Source organism: Candidatus Polarisedimenticolaceae bacterium, assembly GCA_036275915.1.
GTDB lineage: Bacteria > Acidobacteriota > Polarisedimenticolia > Polarisedimenticolales > DASRJG01 > DASRJG01.
Genome location: DASUCV010000001.1, coordinates 145955 through 163880 on the forward strand (window position 1 = coordinate 145955; position 17926 = coordinate 163880).

General features: G+C 66.9%; 6 protein-coding genes and 3 pseudogenes. All 9 read right to left on the reverse strand.

Going from position 1 to position 17926, the window contains the following annotated elements; all coding sequences use genetic code 11:
* Positions 1–6: 6 nt before the first annotated feature.
* Positions 7–2238 (reverse strand): hypothetical protein, encoded by a 2232-nt coding sequence (locus VFV19_00675; GenBank protein ID HEX4822806.1) that lies wholly within the window; start codon positions 2236–2238, stop codon positions 7–9.
* Between the two features lie 1019 nt (positions 2239–3257).
* Positions 3258–4346 (reverse strand): AAA family ATPase, encoded by a 1089-nt coding sequence (locus VFV19_00680; protein ID HEX4822807.1) that lies wholly within the window; start codon positions 4344–4346, stop codon positions 3258–3260.
* Between the two features lie 43 nt (positions 4347–4389).
* On the reverse strand, positions 4390–8523 hold the full coding sequence (locus VFV19_00685) for a DUF3857 domain-containing protein (protein HEX4822808.1): 4134 nt from the start codon (positions 8521–8523) through the stop codon (positions 4390–4392).
* A 106-nt stretch (positions 8524–8629) separates the two neighbouring features.
* The gene (locus VFV19_00690) at positions 8630–9133 is read right to left on the reverse strand and encodes a hypothetical protein (GenBank protein ID HEX4822809.1); all 504 of its coding nucleotides are present in this window, start codon (positions 9131–9133) and stop codon (positions 8630–8632) included.
* Between the two features lie 68 nt (positions 9134–9201).
* Positions 9202–11184: a thrombospondin type 3 repeat-containing protein gene (locus VFV19_00695; protein HEX4822810.1), complete on the reverse strand. Its 1983-nt coding sequence runs from the start codon at positions 11182–11184 to the stop codon at positions 9202–9204.
* Positions 11185–11490 (reverse strand): annotated as a pseudogene (locus VFV19_00700) (thrombospondin type 3 repeat-containing protein).
* 24 nt (positions 11491–11514) lie between these two features.
* Positions 11515–11829 (reverse strand): annotated as a pseudogene (locus tag VFV19_00705) (thrombospondin type 3 repeat-containing protein).
* A 36-nt stretch (positions 11830–11865) separates the two neighbouring features.
* Positions 11866–11985: pseudogene (locus VFV19_00710) on the reverse strand (thrombospondin type 3 repeat-containing protein).
* A gap of 2931 nt (positions 11986–14916) precedes the next feature.
* Positions 14917–17922, reverse strand: coding sequence for a carboxypeptidase-like regulatory domain-containing protein (locus VFV19_00715; GenBank protein HEX4822811.1), 3006 nt, complete (start codon positions 17920–17922; stop codon positions 14917–14919).
* Positions 17923–17926: the final 4 nt, after the last annotated feature.

Consider the following 17926-nt stretch of genomic DNA (forward strand, 5'->3'; position numbering starts at 1 on the left):
GGCACCTCAGCGGGCGGGCCGTGCGCTCCCGCCCTCGCCAAGCCACCACGGTACCCAGAGAAGGGCGATCCCGTCCACCGTCACGTCCGACTTGCGCGGCTTCACGGAGGTGTTCTCGATCGCGACCTTGTCCGGGTCGTTCGCGGCCGTCACGCCGTCGATCTCCGATTGCAGCTCGCTCTCCATCTCGGTGACCTTCGCGTGGATCGCATCAACCCCTTCGGTCGCGCCGCCGACGTCCTGCCGCTCCTTGAGCGTGCGGCCGACGCCGCGCGCCGCCGTCGTCGCGCGTCCGATCGTCGCCGCGGAGAGGGTCTTGCGGCCGAAGAGCGCGCCGAGCACCGTCGCACCGACGCTGATCGCCGTTTGGACCGTCTGCTGCGTCGCCTGCGCCTGCTCGCGTGCGACCCGGTCGTTCGCGCGCGCTTCCTGGTTGTGCAGCGTCTCGAGCCGCGCGCCGTACTTGGCGCGGAGCGCCTCGATCGCCGCGTCCCGCCGCTCGCGCATCGCCTGCTGGACGCGCACCTTGAAATCGCCCTCCGATTCACCCACCTTGCCGGTGAGCTTCAAGTCGGGAGCGCTGCGGAGATCGAGCGTCTTCACGCGGTAGAGCATCTCGGCGAGGTCCTTCGACCACGCGGCGTAGCTCTTCGGCTGAGCGGCGGCGGACGGAAGTGCGTCGAACGATGCCGAGGCCTGCGGCGCCGTGTCGAGCGCCGGCTTTTGCGCCAGCTCTTCCGCCGAATCCCACGACACGTCGCCGTCGCCGATCGCGAGGAGGAGCGCGACGTCCGACCACGTGTCGAGCTTCGTCTTCGCGTCGACGAAGTGCAGCTTCGCGGTCCCGAGGAGCGCGGGACGGTAGACGAGCCTGTCGCCCGCGGCGGGCGCGCCCTGCGGCTTCAGGAACGACTCGCGCACGCCTGCGGGAACCATGGGGCGGGACGTGGAAACAGAGGGGACAGCTTCCGAAACTCGCGGGGCCTTGACCGGCGCCATCAGCACCTGGATCTGCTTCTTGGTCAGCGGTCCGCGGAGATACGAGAGCGTCCACCGCGTCTCGAACAGCACCGGCGCGTCTTCGTGAACGTTGTTCATGAGGAAGACACGGTTGCCGAGGCCCGCAAGCGTCGCTTCCATCTTCTGCCGGTCGAAGCTCTTTCCTGCCGCGGTGGACGCCCCTTCGAGCCCCTCGATGACGCGCATCTTGTCGCGCTCGGTCTGGAGGCGGCCGAGAAACCACGTCCCCGCGTTCGAGAGCCCCTTGTAGTCGAGATCGACGGGGTTCTGCGTCGCGAGCACGCACCCGAGCCCGAACGCGCGCGCCTGCTTGAGGAGCGTCAGCATCGGCGCCTTCGCCGGCGGCGCGGCCGTCGGCGGGAAGAAGCCGAACACCTCGTCCATGTAGAAGAGCGCGCGGAGGCTGCTCGTGCCGGCCTGGCCGCGCATCCACGCGACGAGCTCGTTCAGGAGGAGCGTGACGAAGAACATCCGCTCCGCGTCGGAGAGGTGCGCGATGGAGAGGACGGAGATGCGGGGCTTGCCGCCTTCGGTCCAGAGCAGGCGCTGGATGTCGAGCGGCTCGCCGGTGAGCCACGCCTCGAAGCCGGGCGACGCGAGAAGGTTGTTGAGCGTGAGCGCCAGCTCGCCGCGATCCTTCGCCGGATAGAACGACTCGGTATCGACGACGCCGACGCGATCGAACGGCGGCTTCTGGATCGCCTGGATGAGCGCCGCGAGGTCGACATCTTTGCCCGCCTTCCAGGACGTCTCGACGATCTTCGAGAGCAGGATGTGCTCGCGGCTTCGCAGCGGATCGGCCGCGATGCCGAGGAGCGCGAGGAGTCCCGACACGGTCCCGTTGATCTTCTCGCGGAACGCGTCGTCGTCGCCGGTCACCGCGTCGCCGGGCGCGGCGAGCGAGCGCAGGATCGACAGCGGCAATCCCGCCGAGCTTCCCGGCGTGTAGATCGCCATGTCGACCGCGTCCTTGTACCGCTTGACGCGCGCGGCGTCCTCGCCCCAGCTCGCGAGCCCCTTCGTCCACTTCGCGGCGGCGTCGTCGGCCGACGTCCCCTCCTCGACCCAAGGGGCGAACTCTTGCGGAGAGAGATTCGGGAACGCGAGGAGCAGGTTCGCCAGGTCGCCCTTCGGATCGATCGCGATCGTCGGGATCCCGTCGATCGCCGCTTCTTCGATGACCCCGATGCCGAGTCCCGTCTTCCCGCTACCCGTCATCCCGACGATGACGCCGTGCGTCGTGAGGTCTTTGGACTCGTACAGTAAGGGGACAGTAACCGAGTTTTTCTTACCTGCATCCGACGCCGCTTCAACAGCAGGCCGGCCAAGATAGAAGACACCTAGCTTCTCGAAGTCTTGCATCCGCGCATTCTACTTTGCATCGATAACCATTAACTCCCGCGGCGATCGAGGATCGATGACGCCTGAGACCTCCTGGGCCGCCCGCCCTTGGTGGCGACCAGGACGCGACCCGTGACGGCCTCGACCTTGTGTACAAAGTCCGCGGAACCACACGGTCGGCCGTTCGCGGTGCATCGCCGGATGCTCTCGAGCTCCTCGGCGCAAACTCCCTCAGCGAGCCATGATTCCCAGTCTTCGATCGCACCCGGGAAAGGGCGCTCCGGATCCAAGACCGGATGGCCTCGATGGAGGGCATGCGCTTGAGCGCTGGACCACGCGAAGTCGACTGCGCGTGTTACGAAGCGAGCCCGGACCGGATTGAGCTCGATGTAACGCACGGCGGCCCAGAGGTGATGGTCGTCCATGGGACTCGAGAAGAAGCGATCGCCCCAGAGATGCCCTGTTCGTTGGATGCGCTTATTAATCCGGACAGCGTGACCGCGTTGCGTCTCACGCAGACACCCTGCCATTGATCGTTCATGATCGCCGACCACGATGAGGTGCACGTGATTGGGCATGAGGCAATACGCCCACACGCGCAGCCCGTGTTGCCGCGAATTCGCAGACAAGAGCGTGAGGTAGGCCGCACGATCTGAGTCATCAATAAAGACGGGGATGCCGTGGTTGCCACGGTGGGTCACGTGGTAAGGACATCCAGCCCAAGCAATCCTGGCAACGCGCGGCATAGGCTCTCCGCGGGGAGGGCGGGACTTCAGGATGATCGTCGAGAATGAATTCGGCGAGCGCTCACCGCCGCGTTGAAGCGGTTGCCGGACCAAAACCGAGACGACTCGCGGAGTCGAACTAGGTAAGAAAAACTCGGTTACTGTCCCCTCTTAGACGGGAGGCTTCAGCGCTCTGAGGACGATGGTCTCATCCACCACGAGCTTGTAGCCCTCGCCGTTCTTCTTGACGTCGGGCTGGGAGAACGGGTCGAACTCGTAGGGCTTGATGATGCGGCCCCAGACGGCCTTGAGCGCGCGCGCCCCGATGCGGCTCGACTTCGATGCTTCGTCGGCGACTTTGCGGACGGCGCCCTCGGTCACCTCGAGATCGATCTGGTACTTCTTGAAGAAGTTCTTCGACGCGTTGAAGACGGAGTCACGCGGCTCGGTGAAGATGCGCGACAGGATGCCGGCGTGAAGGTCTTCGAGAATGATGTTGTTGTCGAAGCGCGACAGGAACTGCGGCTGCATCCCGTAGTCGAAGAGGTCTTCCTGCTTGAACCAGTGGCGCAGCGTGAAGAACTCGCGGATCTGAACCTCGCCGTTCTCGTAGACGGTCTCGGTCGGGAGCTTCACCCGCGACATCGGCGACGTGACGCGACGGTAGACCATCTCGTAGAGCGTCTCGAACGCGCCGGCGCACAGGAACAGCATCTTCCCGGTGTCGACGTGGATCGCCGCCTTCTCGAGCTGCTTGTCCTTGTAGACCGTGACCGGGTAGAGGATGCGCTCGCCTTCGATCAGCGTCAGGAGACCCTGCTGGATGTTGATGCCGGTGACGTAAGGCTTGCCGCCCACGATCGACGAGATCTTGTCGATCTCGTCGATGCAGACGGTCGCGTGCTCCATGTAGTTGCCGATCTCCTCGGCCGACGCGCCCTCGCCGAGGATCTCCCGCGCGCGCTCCTCGAGCCGGGTGAGGAGGCGGTTCGGGTCGACCATCCCCTCGTCGGTCGCGAACTGGTTCGCGTTCATGATGCAGACGACCCGGTTCTCGTGGATCTCCTCGTGCGACTGGTAGAGGCGCTCCATCGCCCGCATGATCGTGGTCTTCCCGGTGCCGGAGTTCCCGATCATGAGGAGGTTGCCGTACTTCTCGCCGGCCAGATGCTTGAAGATCGCGACGGAGACGAACTTCAGGATGTCCTGCTGCCCGATGACGTCGGCTTGCAGGAACTCGTTGATCTCGACAGGCTTCATTCCCGGGTTCGCCCTTTCATGAGAAGCGTGCGCAAGCGGAGCATTATAAGCCTCGCCCCTTGCGCGGCGCCGTACGAACCCCGTTCCGATCGGCGGGAGCTGGCGGCGAGAGCCGCTCGAGCCAGGTTTGGGCCAATTCGAACGTCGATCCGGGGAGATCCCAATCGTGCTTGGGACGCTCGATGCGCCGATAGGCGGCGATCGCTTCGTCCCGCGCTCCGTATCGTTCTGCGAGCCGCCCGATGACGAGCCAGTCGACCCGTTCCAGCGACTTGCTCGCCCGGGCCGCGATCATCTTGACGAGCGTCTGCTGAGCATCGGCGAACCGCCCGACCTCGGCATACACGGCGGCCAGCGTGTGAAGGTTGATCGAGCTCGAGCGCGACGTCCGCAGCGCCGCGCGCTCTGCGTCGTCCACGAGGCGCGGGCTGTCGTCACCCCGGAAGAGCCCGATCCAAGCGAGCGAGTTGTAGTTGTTGTCATTGCCTTTCCCTTGGTCGACGAGCTGTCGCAACGCTCGATCCGCTTCTTCCCATCGCCGCTGTTGGTAGGCGATCCGATACTCGAGCCGCCGAGCGACGGTCTCCATCGCGTGATCCGCCTCTCGCGAGACGCACAGCGCCGCGAGCTCGTCGTACGCCTTCGCGATCAGGAGCCCGCTCCCGAGACGATCGAAGGCGTTCGTCGACGGGTGAGCTGCGAAGTAACGCCTCGCAAGCGGGAGGGCGTCCGTGGGGCGGCCCAGCGTCCAATAGGCTTCCTGCACGCCGTACTCGAGACGAAACTTCTCGTCGTCACTTCTTGCGCTGCCCGCGGCTTCCGTCAGGATGCGCAAGGAATTCTCGCCGTCGCGATAGCATCCGAGCGCCGCAGCCGCGCTCTTGAGGGCGGCCGCGTCCATCGTCCCTTCCGAGTTCCAGGCGGCCACGAATGGCGTGTCGTCCAAGAAGTCGGCATGCGCGCCGGGAAACTCATCGCGCGCCCAGGTCAACCACTGACGCGCGTCCTCGATGCGTCCGATGTCGAGCCGACGCAGCGCGACGATGCCAAGCGACTGCACGTCTTGTGACGTGCCCACGATCTTGAGAGCGCCGTTCTCGCGCTGCAAGAACCAGTCGATCGATTGCGCCGTTCCAGGAACCTGTAGCCGCATCGTGATCTTGTACCCGAGGTCGGGGTTCCCCTCTGTGTGCCACTCGAGTTGAGCCAAGGCCACGTCGACGACGCCGTCGGAGGTCATTCCCGACCCGGCCATGCCACGCATCGCGGCGGTGCGGTTCCGAAGTCCGTCGAGTGAAGGATCGGTGGCTGAACCCGCGAGCATCGGGGACACGTAGTCGAGGATCTTCACCGGATCATCTCCGGAAGCGATCTCGACGAAGAACCGTTTGAGGAAGGACTCCGCATCGTCGCCACTGAGATCCATCGTCTCGTGACGCCTGCATCGTGCGATCACGTCGGCGCGCCCCGGCGCCGAGGTGTCGCCCCCTGCGGCGGTCGAGGCCGCTCGCAGCAGAGCCGCCGACTCGGGATACCGCCTCAACTGCAACAGCAGGGTCGATGCCTTCACCAACGCGCTGTTCTTGTCAGTTCGGGTACCGGTGCGTCGGCCGGCCTCCGCGGTCGCATCGTCGATGCCGCTGCCGATTTCCGTCGCCGCTACGACCCAGGCGACGCGATCATCGACCGTGTCGGCATCGCTTGCCAGATCGCGGACCTCGGACCAACGGTCGGCTCGTGCCAACGCCACGAGCAGCGACTGGTCGTACGCCTTCGTATCGAGATCCTTCTTGAGGCCTTGCCAGACCGAGATGGCGTCCATCAGGCGGGCACGGCGGCCATATCGCTCACTCGTCTTAGGGTCGTACTCGAGAGCGACCGCCAGATTGCGCCGCGCCGTTTCGTCTTTCGGATCGAGCTCCATCGCCTTGCGCGCGGCACGCTCGGTCTCGGCGATATCGGCCCCGTTCTCGAACGGTCGGCCGATGAGGTCGTGTGAGTAGATGAAACTGTAGGTCACCCACGTGGTGGCGGATCCGGGTTCGAGCGTGACGGCCCGCCGCGCCTCGCTGCGTGCCGCTTCCCCGACGCCGCCTCGGAGGAATGCCGTGGCGAGCTGACTGTGATGTAACGCCTCTTTGGGATGAAGTTGGGCGAGGCGACTGTACTCGGCGATCGCGTCCCCAATACGCCCCTGTTGGAGCGCCTTGTAGCCGACTTGCTCCACGACGATCTGCACATCGTCGGACTTCTTCAGCTTGTCGATCCACGCGCGGACCTGCGCCAGCTCTTCCGTCGACCAGACGAGCCGATCTCCCGTGTCGAGCGTCGCCTGGAACTCGAGGACCCCGTCGTCGAGTTGACGGAAACGGCGCGTGAACCGGACGGGGCCCACGGTGGTGTCCTCGGTCTTCGGTGGCTCACCGGGCGCGAACCCGGGCGGCGGATGCACGCGGACTGTCCACACATCGACGAACGGATTTTCCAGGTGAAACGGCTGCGTGCGCGGCTTCGCCGCCTTGTCCGTCGCGTCGGTCGCCGTCGGCAGCTCGTCGCTCAGTCGAGAGACGAAGTCGGCTTGGGGGAATCGCGGACTCGATGCGTCCGCGAACGTCTGTCCAACCGGGCTCTCGACAGCTTCGTACGTCTCGACGAACGGTTGCGTGAGATCGCTCGGAGGCGTTCGGTGCGCGTCGCCCAGCGCCTTGGCCTTGAAGATGCGCTTGGCGTCCGCTTCAGTCTTTTTTCTCCAATCGGCCTCGCTGATGCTCCAATTCCGGCCGCGAGCCATCGCCTCCAGGACGCCGGTCGAACGGACCGTCTCCACGATCCGCGCGGGCCCGATCTCCCCCAAGTACAGATCCCGCGAGGTTTCGATACGGTTGCGCGCTGCGGTCGATTCGGGGATCCGCTCCATCCCGGGCGTCGACTTCGAGGCGACGAGAGCGAGGCGTCCGGCAACGCCGATCGGGAGATCGCCGACGCGGAAATTGTCCGCCGTGGCGTCGATCCAGAGCCGCGGGGTGCCTTCGACGACGACGATCGCATGATCGAAGACTTCGATCCCGGGAAGATCGGGGTCGGGATCGCGGCCGAGCCCCGTCGCGACGAGCGCCACATGAGCCTGGAGTCCGGCGCCCCGCAGCAGAGCGACGAGGAGCGTCGCCTTGTCCTTGCAATCACCGAATCGTCGCTTCGACGTCTCCGCGGGCGGCGCGGGCACGATCGTCGATTCGCGGAATTCGACGCCAGAATAACGCACGGTCGCGTGCAGCGCACGCACGATCGCCTCGATCCTCGCCTGCCCCGCAAGCCCCTTGCCCGCGCTCGCGAGGCCACCGACCTGTCCGCCGCCGATTTGCTTGTCCACGATATCGGAGTAGTCACCTGCGATACGCGGCCATCCAGCGCCCACCGACAGCTCGACGATGGGTGTCTCGTCCACGTCGAACGGCAGGGACTGTACCCTGTCGGGTAGCTTGGGAAGGGCTCCCATGCGGAACGTTTGCAGAACCCGGCCTTCGTGCTCGCTCTTCTCCATGGACACCGACGGCAGACACTTCGCTCGAGCCACGACGGCGAGGCCGGCCGGTGCGTCGATCGTCACCTTCGTATTCCGTACCGGAATCGAATCGCCGAAGACGAAGCTGTAGAAGTGGGATGGGATGAAGGGTGGAGTGCCCTCGACGATGGTCCACGTGAGCTCGACGACCGACCCGATCTCCACCGCCGGCAACGGCCCGGTGAGGACCCTGCGATCGGAGACGGTGGAGGACGAGTCGTCACCCAGCGGCTCGTCGCCGAGCGTCGCACCATCGAGGTCGTGCGCGACACCGTCGGCGGAGACGATCCGCGCCTTCACCTCCGGGCGCGACTCGTACCACGGTGCCCAACGCACGTTGACCCAGCTTCGGTCGTCGACACCGGACTGATCGAGAACGCGATAGAGAGCGTGGTATGTCTTCGTAAGACGTGCCGCGTCGTCGAATTGGAACGACATCTCCTCCAAGAGGATCTCGGCAGGGGCATCCGGTGCCGGACGTGCTCGAACCTTCGAGACGAGCGTCTCCGTGGCGACAGTGAACGGCGGCGCATCCAGCCACGGCTCATCGGGAGTCGCGGCACCGGCGACGGTCGTCGCGGTGAGCGCGATGACGACGGTCAGGAACATCTTCATGGCCTGGGGTCCCCGTAATGGTGACGACAGGGTAAGAGCCACCTCGGTCGCGGGTCAATTGGGTGGGGAAAATGATTGTCGCCCTGCGGAGTCGCGTTGGGCGGCTCTACTCCCGCCAATCCTTGTGCGCGACGAAGGCCGGAACCGATGGGTTCGCCGCCTCCCGTCGCGCGACCTGCTCGTGCAGCCATTGGTACCATTCGTAATAGGTCTCGCGGTTCCCCGTCTTGCGATACTCGTCGATGTAACGTCGCAACTTGCGCCCCGAGAGAATGAGGATGCCGCTGGAGAAATCCTCCACCATCTCGATGTCGATGTCGCGGCGGTAGACGAGGATCCCGAGGCTCTCGAACGTCCCGAAGAGGACGAGGATGCACTGCATCTTGTTTCCGAGGCGCTCCTCCAGCTCGCGCCGCGAGAGGTTTTCGGGAAGGTCGAAAACGATGTTGATCGCCTCCAGGAAGTCCGGGGTCCGGAACGAATGGAGCATCTGCAGGGCCGATTCGCGCGCGCGTTGGCGATTCATCAGGCGCAACTGCAGCAGGGCGAAGAACACACCGGTTACGATCGCCGTCGTCGAGATCATGCTGATGACGATCGGCAGGGTCATCGGGGCGTCACCCTGGGCACAGGCGGAGTCTAGTACGGGTGGCGCGAGGCCGTAAGGAAGCTCCGGGCTCAGAACCCGGACTTCTTGATCGTCTTCGTCCGAGGTCGCGCCGGGACAAGGCCGCCCCAACAGTTGGAGACGTCGAGCGCCATCGTGCCCGGAATGCGCACGGAGGCGACGGCCTCGTTCCCTCCGCAATCGGTGGCGGTTATGCGCAGCTCCGGATTGTCGAGCTGGTGCACGCCGCAGAGCGTCGCGATGCGGCAAACGTCGGCGCGGGTCACCGAGATCGTTTCGTCGTGGAGGATCCCGTCGCGATCGCCGTACGTGGCGCCGTCGAAGATGACGCACTCCTGAAGCGAGATCGTCTCGTGCACGACGTCGCCCGTAGCGCCGTCGGCATCGCTGCTTTGGAAGACGATCGGGATGGGGAGCGACATCGGGAGTGCCGGGCCGCCGCCCGCGGGCGTCAAGATCGTGACCGACGGCGGAACAGTGTCGATCGTGAAGTCGACGCTCGCGCTCACGCTGTGACCCGAGCTATCGCTCGCATGAAGCGTGACGTGATGATCGCCGTGGCTGAAATACGAGGGGCCCGGCGGCGGATCGTACGATTTCATTGCCATTCCATCGCAGGCGTCGACGAAGCTGTCGGTGATGGTGACCGGAAGCGCTGATGGGCCGAAACAGGCACCGGCCTGCGGCGAAAGGATCGAGCCTGCGGGCGGACGCGTGTCAGAGACGTCGACGGCGACCCCGTCGGTGGCGGTGGCTCCCGACGTGTCGGTGACCTCCAGTGTGACGAGGTAGAAGCCGGAGGGGAGGGCGGTGGTCAGGACGGGTCCCTCGCCGAGCAGCTCCTGCCCTTGCGTCCCGTACGCGAGGTACCAAGCGTAATGGGCGATGCCGTCCGAAGTTCCGGGGGTCGAATCGGGATCGGTCGAGCCGCGGCCGTCGAGCGTGAACGGAACTTCGCACTCCGCGACGATGTCGGGACCGGCGTTCGCCGCGGGAGGGCCGCACCCCGCGTCGTTGATCGCGATGTTCTCTTCCATGCTACGGCTGAAATCGCGGCAATCGATCGGCGGAGCGCTTCCGTCTCCGGAATTGCCTTCGACGCAGAGCTGGTACGCCCCGGGCTCGAGCGACCCGATCGGCACGCGCGCAGGAAGGGCACCCTGCGCGAACGGCACGGAGATCAGCTCGACGACTCCTCCGAGCAACGGGAGAACGAAGCTCTGCGAGAGGACGTTCGTGTAAGCCACGCACAAGTTGGTACCGCTGCACTGCTGCCCGGTCACGTCCAGCAAGCACAGCGGTGCCGGCCCGATGCCGGACACGCGCATCCAGCTCAAGTAGCTCGTGTCGCCGATCTTCTCCACGTGAAGGCTGTTCGGCGCCGTCGAGCTCCACGCCGCACCGATCGTCCCGGCGTCGTCGAAGACGATGCGCTGAGGTACCGGCTCGCAAGCGCAGAAGGAGGCGTCCGAGCGATCGGCGGGAACGGTACCGAGGAGCACGCCATTCAACGAGAATGAATAACTGTCGGTCTCGTCGGCGCACGTCGTCTGGAGCAGCTCGATCTCGATCCTCGAAGGCGGCCCCGCCGTAACCTTGCGCACGATGACGCGTCCGCTCTCCGACGGGTCGACGAGATCGACCGCCGCGTCGAGGCACGTCCCGCCGCTCGAGCTCACGCCGATACACGCCGCGCGTTCTCTCTGAGCCGGATTTGGCGTGTGTCGGCAAACGTCACAGGCGTCGCCGAAGCCGTCGCCGTCCGAGTCGGTCTGGTCGGGGCTCGCTACGAACGGGCAGTTATCAAGCGCATCGACGACGCCGTCCTGATCGGAATCCTCACAGGCGTCGCCGATCCCGTCCGGCTGCACGCGATCGGCCTGGTCGGCGTTGGCGACGGACGGGCAGTTGTCGCAAACGTCGCCGAGTCCATCGCCGTCGGCGTCGGCCTGGTCAGGGTTGTAGTCATGGATGCAGTCGTCGCAGGCGTCGCCGTCGCCGTCGCCGTCGACGTCGGACTGGTTGTTGGGCACTGACGGGCAGTTATCGCACTCGTCGCCGCGGCCATCGCCGTCGGCGTTGGCTTGGCTGGGGTTCCAGTAGAGCGGGCAGTTGTCGCAGGCGTCGCCGATTCCGTCGAAGTCGGCGTCGTGCTGACTGGCGGGAAGGTTCGGGCAGTTGTCGCACGCGTCCCCCACCCCATCGTGATCGCGATCTTCCTGACCAGGATTGGCGACGTAGGGACAGTTGTCGCAAGCGTCCGCGAGACCGTCGTGATCGTAGTCGAATCCTTGCGAGTTGGGGACGAGCGGACAGTCGTCGCACGCGTCGCCGGCGCCGTCGTGATCCTGGTTCGCCTGGCCGGGGTTCGCGACTGTGGGACAGTTGTCGCAAGCATCCCCCAGCCCATCCGCGTCGGTATCCACCTGATTCGGATTCACGACGCTCGGGCAATTGTCGCAAGCGTTGCCGACGCCGTCCGAATCGGCGTCCCGCTGATCGTTCGGGAGCGAGGGGCAGTTGTCGCAGGCATCGCCGCGCCCGTCGCCGTCCGAATCCGCCTGGCTCGGATTGGCGACGAAGGGGCAATTGTCGACCGGGCAGGTTTGCGACGGTGCACCCGCGGCGCCGAATCCATCGCCGTCGACGTCGACGCAGGTATCGCACGCGTCATCGATCCCGTCCTGATCGGCGTCCCAATTCGTCGGGAACGGGACCGTGGGACAGTTGTCGCACGCGTCGCCGAGCCCGTCGCCGTCGAGATCGGCCTGATCGGGATTCGCGACCAAAACGCAGTTGTCGACGTCGTCCGGCACCCCGTCGTGATCGATATCGGCCGCCGGCGGCAGGTACGCCGCGCCATCGCCGAACCGGCCGTCGGAGTGAGCCCAGCCACCCCAGACCAACAGCCTCGAGCCGGTCCAGACCATCGAGGCGTCGTCCCGCGGCATGAGAGGGTTCGGAGCGGAGCTTGTGAACCAGACGTTCTCAGCCGGGGAATAGAGGCGGGCCGGTGCCGAGGCGGTGTCCGAGCGCGGGAGGACGGCGAGAAGACGGCCCATCCAGGCTGGGTTGCCGTCCTGTGGCGCTCCGTCCGTCGCCGTCGGGGTCCACGTATCGGTCACCGGGTCATACCGCGCGTTCCCCGGCGGACCGTAAGTCCCGCAGGGTATGGAGCCGATCGCGAGGACCTGGCTTCCGGTCCAGACGACGCCCTGATAGGCGATCCACGCACCGTTTGTCGAGAGAGCTCGCCAGGCATCGGCCTCCGGGTCGTAAGCACCCCAGGTGCAACCGCTGGCGACGATCATCTCGTGTCCGGTCCACACGGCGGGAATGCGAAAACCGGCGGGCGGGCTTTGCGCCGTGTTGATCGGGGTCCACACGCGGAGTACGGGGTCGTAGCGCCCGCCGCCCGGCAGCTCGCTCCCCGAGATGTTGGCCCAGACGATCATTTCCCGCCCCGTCCAAACCGCGCTCGGGGGGTAGTCCAGCAGCGGGATCGTGCGGTCGGTTCCCATCGCAGTCCAAGCGTCCCTGGCCGGGTCGTAATGCCCGCCATTGTGAAAACCCGGCGGGTAAGAGTTGGTCGGCCGCCACACGAGCATCTCGGTCCCGGTCCAAAAGCCGACCTGTTGCGCGAGGGGATCGGGCGCGCCGTCGAGTGACGTCGGACTCCACGTGTCCGTCGCCGGCACGTAGCGCGCGCCGGTGTTCGTGCCGCGACCCAGGCCCTCGTCCGTGACATGACCGCCCCAGATGATCATCTCGGTGCCGGTCCAAACGGCGCTGTGCTCCGCTCTCGCGAGCGGGCTCGTGCCGCGGCCGGTCGACACCCAGCGGTCGGCGAAAGGGTCGTATCGTCCTCCCGTGTCGAGCGCTTGCTCGTACCCGTTGAGTGCGAAGTCGGTCCCGCCCCAGACGATCAACTCGTGTCCCGACCAAACGACGACCTGACCCCGCCGAAACTGTGGCGCGTTCACGATCGTCGATTGCCGCCAGGCGTCGGTGATCGGATCGTAGCGGTGGACGGCTGCGTCGAAGAGCCCGCCGTAGACGAGCATCTCGGTCCCGGTCCACACCGCCGTGTGACCCACCGGATTCTGGTTGTATTGGGTCGGGTAGGTGGTCATCGGCCGCCACTTGTCTTGCACCGGGTCGTAGCGGCCGCCGGAAGCCGGGTAGCTCGGGTAGAGCTCACCCCCGTAGACGATCGCCTCGCTTCCCGTCCAGACGATCGTGTGAGAGGCGCGCGCCGCGGGCGCTCCTTCCGTCGTCATCGTCGTCCAGCGATCCGCTTTCGGATCGTAGCGAGCTCCCGTGGCGAGGTAGTACGGCGACGAGCCTATCCCGCCCCAGACGATCATCTCGCTCCCGCTCCAGACCGCCGGCGCATCCTCGCGGAACTCGGGCTGGTTCTCCTCGGTCATCGGGGCCCAAGTTCCTCGTGCCGGATCGTAACGAGCGCCGCTCGCGTACGGTCCCCAGATCAACATCTCCTCGCCGGTCCACAGGGCGATGTGGCCTTGTCGCGGCGACGGCGCACCCTCCGTCGGAAGCGGCGTCCAAGTGTCGGTCGCCGGATCGTAGGCGGCGCCGGTGTTCGTCGTCGTTCCGTGCTCGTCGCCGCCGCCCCAGACGATCACCTTGGATCCCGTCCAAATCATCGACTCGCCACTGAGGCTTCGAGGGCTTCCCACGGTGGAGACCGGGCGCCATGTGTCCGTCGCGGGGTTGTAGATGTCGCCCGACACGTCGTAGGTCGTGCGACCCATCTGGTGGTAACCCCAGACGATCATCTCGCTACCGGTCCAGACACCGATCGACTGCCAGCGAAGCCTCGGCCGATCGAGCTTCATGGGCTCCCACCGATCGCCGAGATCCGGTGACGCGGCGCGGACGGAAGGAAGCGCGATCGGCGCGGACGAGGGAGGGTCGACTGGCTGAAGGTCGTTGCGCGTGGCCAGCCAAGCGTCGAGCGTGCGTTTTGGCCAGGAGACGGTCGCCACCACCGTCTTCCCGCCCGGGCCGATCGTCTCGACGCGAGCGACGAAACCGTCGTCTTCCTCGACGATCGGACTCAGGGCGGGCGCGGTCACGCCACTCTTCTCATCGAGCTGCACGGTGGCGCCAAGCTGCATCAGCTCCTCGATCGATCGGCGCTTCGCCACCGACTCTTCCGCGCGCTGCCTGCTTTCAGCGTTGAATCGTTCGTCGCGCGCGTACCAGTGGAGCGCGAGCCGCTCGACGAGGGCAGGGCGCGCGATCGTCTCCGCGATGAGCTCGGGATCGTTGCCCAGCGCGGCGAACATCTCTTGGAGCATCGCGGGGTCGCGGGAATTGCCCGCCATCCGGTCGAGCTCGGCCTGGAGTTGCCCCGCCGAGACCGGCCTGCCCCACACAACGTCGAGCGCGCGAGACAGCTTCAACGCGCGGACGACCTTTGCGCGGATCGCTGCTGCGGGCATAGCCGCGGAGAACGGAGGCCGTGGCGCCTTGTTCTCCTTCGGCCACTCGCGATGCTCCCAGCAAATCCGCTCGATCGCGGATTGGGCGGCGACGCGCTGGTCCATCGTGAGCGCGCTCGGCGCCGCCTGCGCGCGACCTGCGGCGACGGCGGTCGCAAGCACGCAGACGGCAAGCGTCGAGCGAAATCTCACCGAGGCTCCCCCTGAATCTCGCGACTCTATACGTCGATCAGGGACGGTTGCCAAGGGAACCAGGGACTCGGTTCGTCCGGTTTCGCACGAACGCGTGCTCGTACATCAGTTCGCCGTCACGCTGTCTCCTCCGCTCACGACGACCGGCGTTCGCCTCCGACCATCGACCTCGACGGTGTACGTCCCGGGCGGCATCTCGTGGCAGACGTAGTTAGAGGGAGCGTCCCTGCCTCCTTCGAGGCCGCAACGCGGCCAGCCGAGGCCGTAGGGAAGGTTCCAGGTCGCTCCCTGGTCGTCGAAGATGCGAACGCTCCGGTCGCCCGGGGATAGCGGGACCACGAGCCTCCCTGCGCGAGGCACCGAGAGCGTTACCGTGAGCTCGCCGGACTCCGGAACGTCGACGGCGGTCCGCGCAAAGCCCGCGTCGTCGGCACGGAAGGCGATGACGGCGGGCCCGGGCTTGAAAGTCTGGCAGACACTCTCACCCGCGATCGGCTCGCCACTCGCGACGGACCTTTCCTGGATGCAATAAAGAGCACCGGCAACCAGGGGGGGCATAGTGTCGAGGATCACGCGAACCGTGGGCGGCCCGCCCGGCGCCAGCTCGGCGATGAGATCGGCGGTGCCCGGGACAACGTCGACGGAGCGCTTCCATAGCGCGAATCCCATCGCCTCAACCGAGAGGTCGTGCGCGCCGTCCTTTACGAGCGTGAGGACCGCGACGCCGTCATCGCCGGTGACGGTGCTCTGACACCCGCCTTTGCACGTGCTCGTCTCCCACCCGAGGTCTTGGTCGCCGCCGGACATCCCCGCGCTCCCGAATTCGAGTACTCCGCTCGGCATCGCCTCGACGTCGGCGCCCGCGATCGGTTTGCGCGAGACGCGATCGCGCACGAGAACACGCAGTCTGCGCTCGACGATCTCGAGATCGGCGCCGACGTCTCCGGTCTCGGGAACCTCGATGCGCCGCTCCGCGCGACCTTCGGCCGAAACCGCGCTGACGATGACGGGCCCCGGCGCGACGTCGTCGATGGCGTAGGCGCCGCCGACGTCGGTGCGCACGCCCGCCGAGACCGTCGCCGCGCCTTGGCTCCCGCTCGCGATCGCCACGATCGCCTGCGCCGACGGCCGGCCGCCGGCGGTCACGCGCCCGGAGACTCGCGACCCCGCGTCGAACTCCACCTCGGTGGTCGTGCCGGCGGCGAGCTCGACTTGTTTTTCCCTGCTGAAACCGAGCTCGACCGTGCACCGGCCCGCTGCGAGGTGCTCGACGAGAACGCTTCGGCCCAGACCGGGACGCACGCGAGGAATGCCGATCGCATCGACGACCATGAGTGGCGACGAGGACCGCGTCTTGATCATGAGCCGGGCCTCGGGCTGGAGCGTAACGACGGTGGGCGATATCGAGGGTGCGGCCCGCGCGGCAGCAAAGCCCGGAGCGGTCGCGACGACGATGGCGCCTTCCTTGTTGGGGGCGGCGAGCCGGAACGTCCCGTCGTCTCCCGACCGGGTCGAGGCGATCGCTCCGGCCTCCGGGGGATCGCCGAGCACGTTGCGGACGAGAACGACCGAAGCGCCGGCGATGGGGACGCCGCTCGAGTCGACGACGGTGCCTTGGATCTCGTCGGGATCGTGGAGGGCGAGGGTGATCTCGCCGGATCGTTCGCCGACCCGCACGATGTCGGAAATCGCGCTGGAAGCCTCGGCTTGCAAGAGCACGACCTCGTCGGGTAACGAGCTCAGCGAGAAGGATCCGTCCCCGTCGCTGCTGACGGTGTCGAGGGGCTCGCCGTGAACCGACGACGCCTTCACGGTCGCCGCGACGCCGTTTCCGGCCGGGCCGACGACACGGCCCCGCACCGGTTGGGCCCGCGCTAGCGTGACCTCCTCGTCGCCGCCGGGAGAGACGCCCGTCCGGCTCTTGCGGACGAAGCCGGGCGCTTCGACGGACAAGGCGACACGACCCGACGAGGGAAGACCCGTGAGGACGCAGACGCCGTCTGCAGCCGTCTTCGTTCGGCGCTTGATGATGAGGCCCACCCGGCTCTCGGCGACGACCGTCGCTCCCTCGACCGGGGAACGCTGATCGTCGCGAACCGTGACCCGTAGCGTCGCGCCGCGCGTGACGCGGACTTCGCCGAGATCGACGAGAGCGGTACCCGACGAGGCGGTGACGTTCAGCCGGGTCGGGAGCGCATCGACGGGACGCAAGTCGATCACCGCCGAGTCGGAAGCGAACGGCCCCATAACGACGCGTCCCTCCGCGTCGCAGCGCCCTTCAGCCCCGGGCGCGATGCGCCGATCGGCGGCGTCGGCGAGGTCGAGAAGCGCTCGGCAGGCAACGGGACGGCCCTCCTGATCGAGGACGCGGGCCGTCGCCCGATGGGGCGCCTTTGGGACGAGACGCATGTCCGGAGCGGCCGGCGCGAAGGCGATGCCTCTGGGATCGTCCCATCCCCCGGCCACGACGATCGCGTCGGCCTCCGGGTCGAGGGCGAGCCGGAAGGACCCGTCGTCGCGGGACACGACGTCCTTCGAATTGCCGTCACAGCGCCACCCGAGTCCCTCCGCTGCGTCGACGCGGATGGGAACCGCTCTTCTCGGCTTTCCGGCTTCGTCGACGACGCGGCCTTCGACACGGTTCGGCTCACGCCACGGGATGAACACCGTTTCGGGCCGCGGTTTGGGGAACGATAGCGTCGCGTGGCAGCGCCAGGAGCCGTCGGCGCGAGCCGCCTCGACGACGTAGCGCCCGGGCGGCAGCGGCGGAACAGGACCGGGCGATTGCCACGCAGGCGCCTTGGCGCCTTCGGGAGTGATCGTGACGCGGAGCGTGCCGCCCACGCCCTTGGGAAGCTCGGTCGTGAGGCGCACCGCGGGGCGAAGGGCGCACGGCGAACCGGCCGGCGCCTCGCCGGCGAGCCAGAGGCGGGACTCGCAGCGCACGCGCCGGCATCCGTCGGACACCGCCGATGACGGCGGATCGGCGCACGTCACCACGACCGACGGGTCCGGCGATCCGTCAGGGGTCGTCACCAAAGCCCCCCCCGCGGTCGCGATGGAGGTGACGACACCGAGCGCCAGGGCGAGAGCGGCACGTCCGTTCGTCATCGCG

Coding starts and splice junctions, on each gene's coding strand:
- VFV19_00675 (HEX4822806.1), bottom strand. CDS start 2,238: ATGACGGGTAGCGGGAAGACGGGACTCGGCATCGGGGTCATCGAAGAA.
- VFV19_00680 (HEX4822807.1), bottom strand. CDS start 4,346: ATGAAGCCTGTCGAGATCAACGAGTTCCTGCAAGCCGACGTCATCGGG.
- VFV19_00685 (HEX4822808.1), bottom strand. CDS start 8,523: ATGAAGATGTTCCTGACCGTCGTCATCGCGCTCACCGCGACGACCGTC.
- VFV19_00690 (HEX4822809.1), bottom strand. CDS start 9,133: ATGACCCTGCCGATCGTCATCAGCATGATCTCGACGACGGCGATCGTA.
- VFV19_00715 (HEX4822811.1), bottom strand. CDS start 17,922: ATGACGAACGGACGTGCCGCTCTCGCCCTGGCGCTCGGTGTCGTCACC.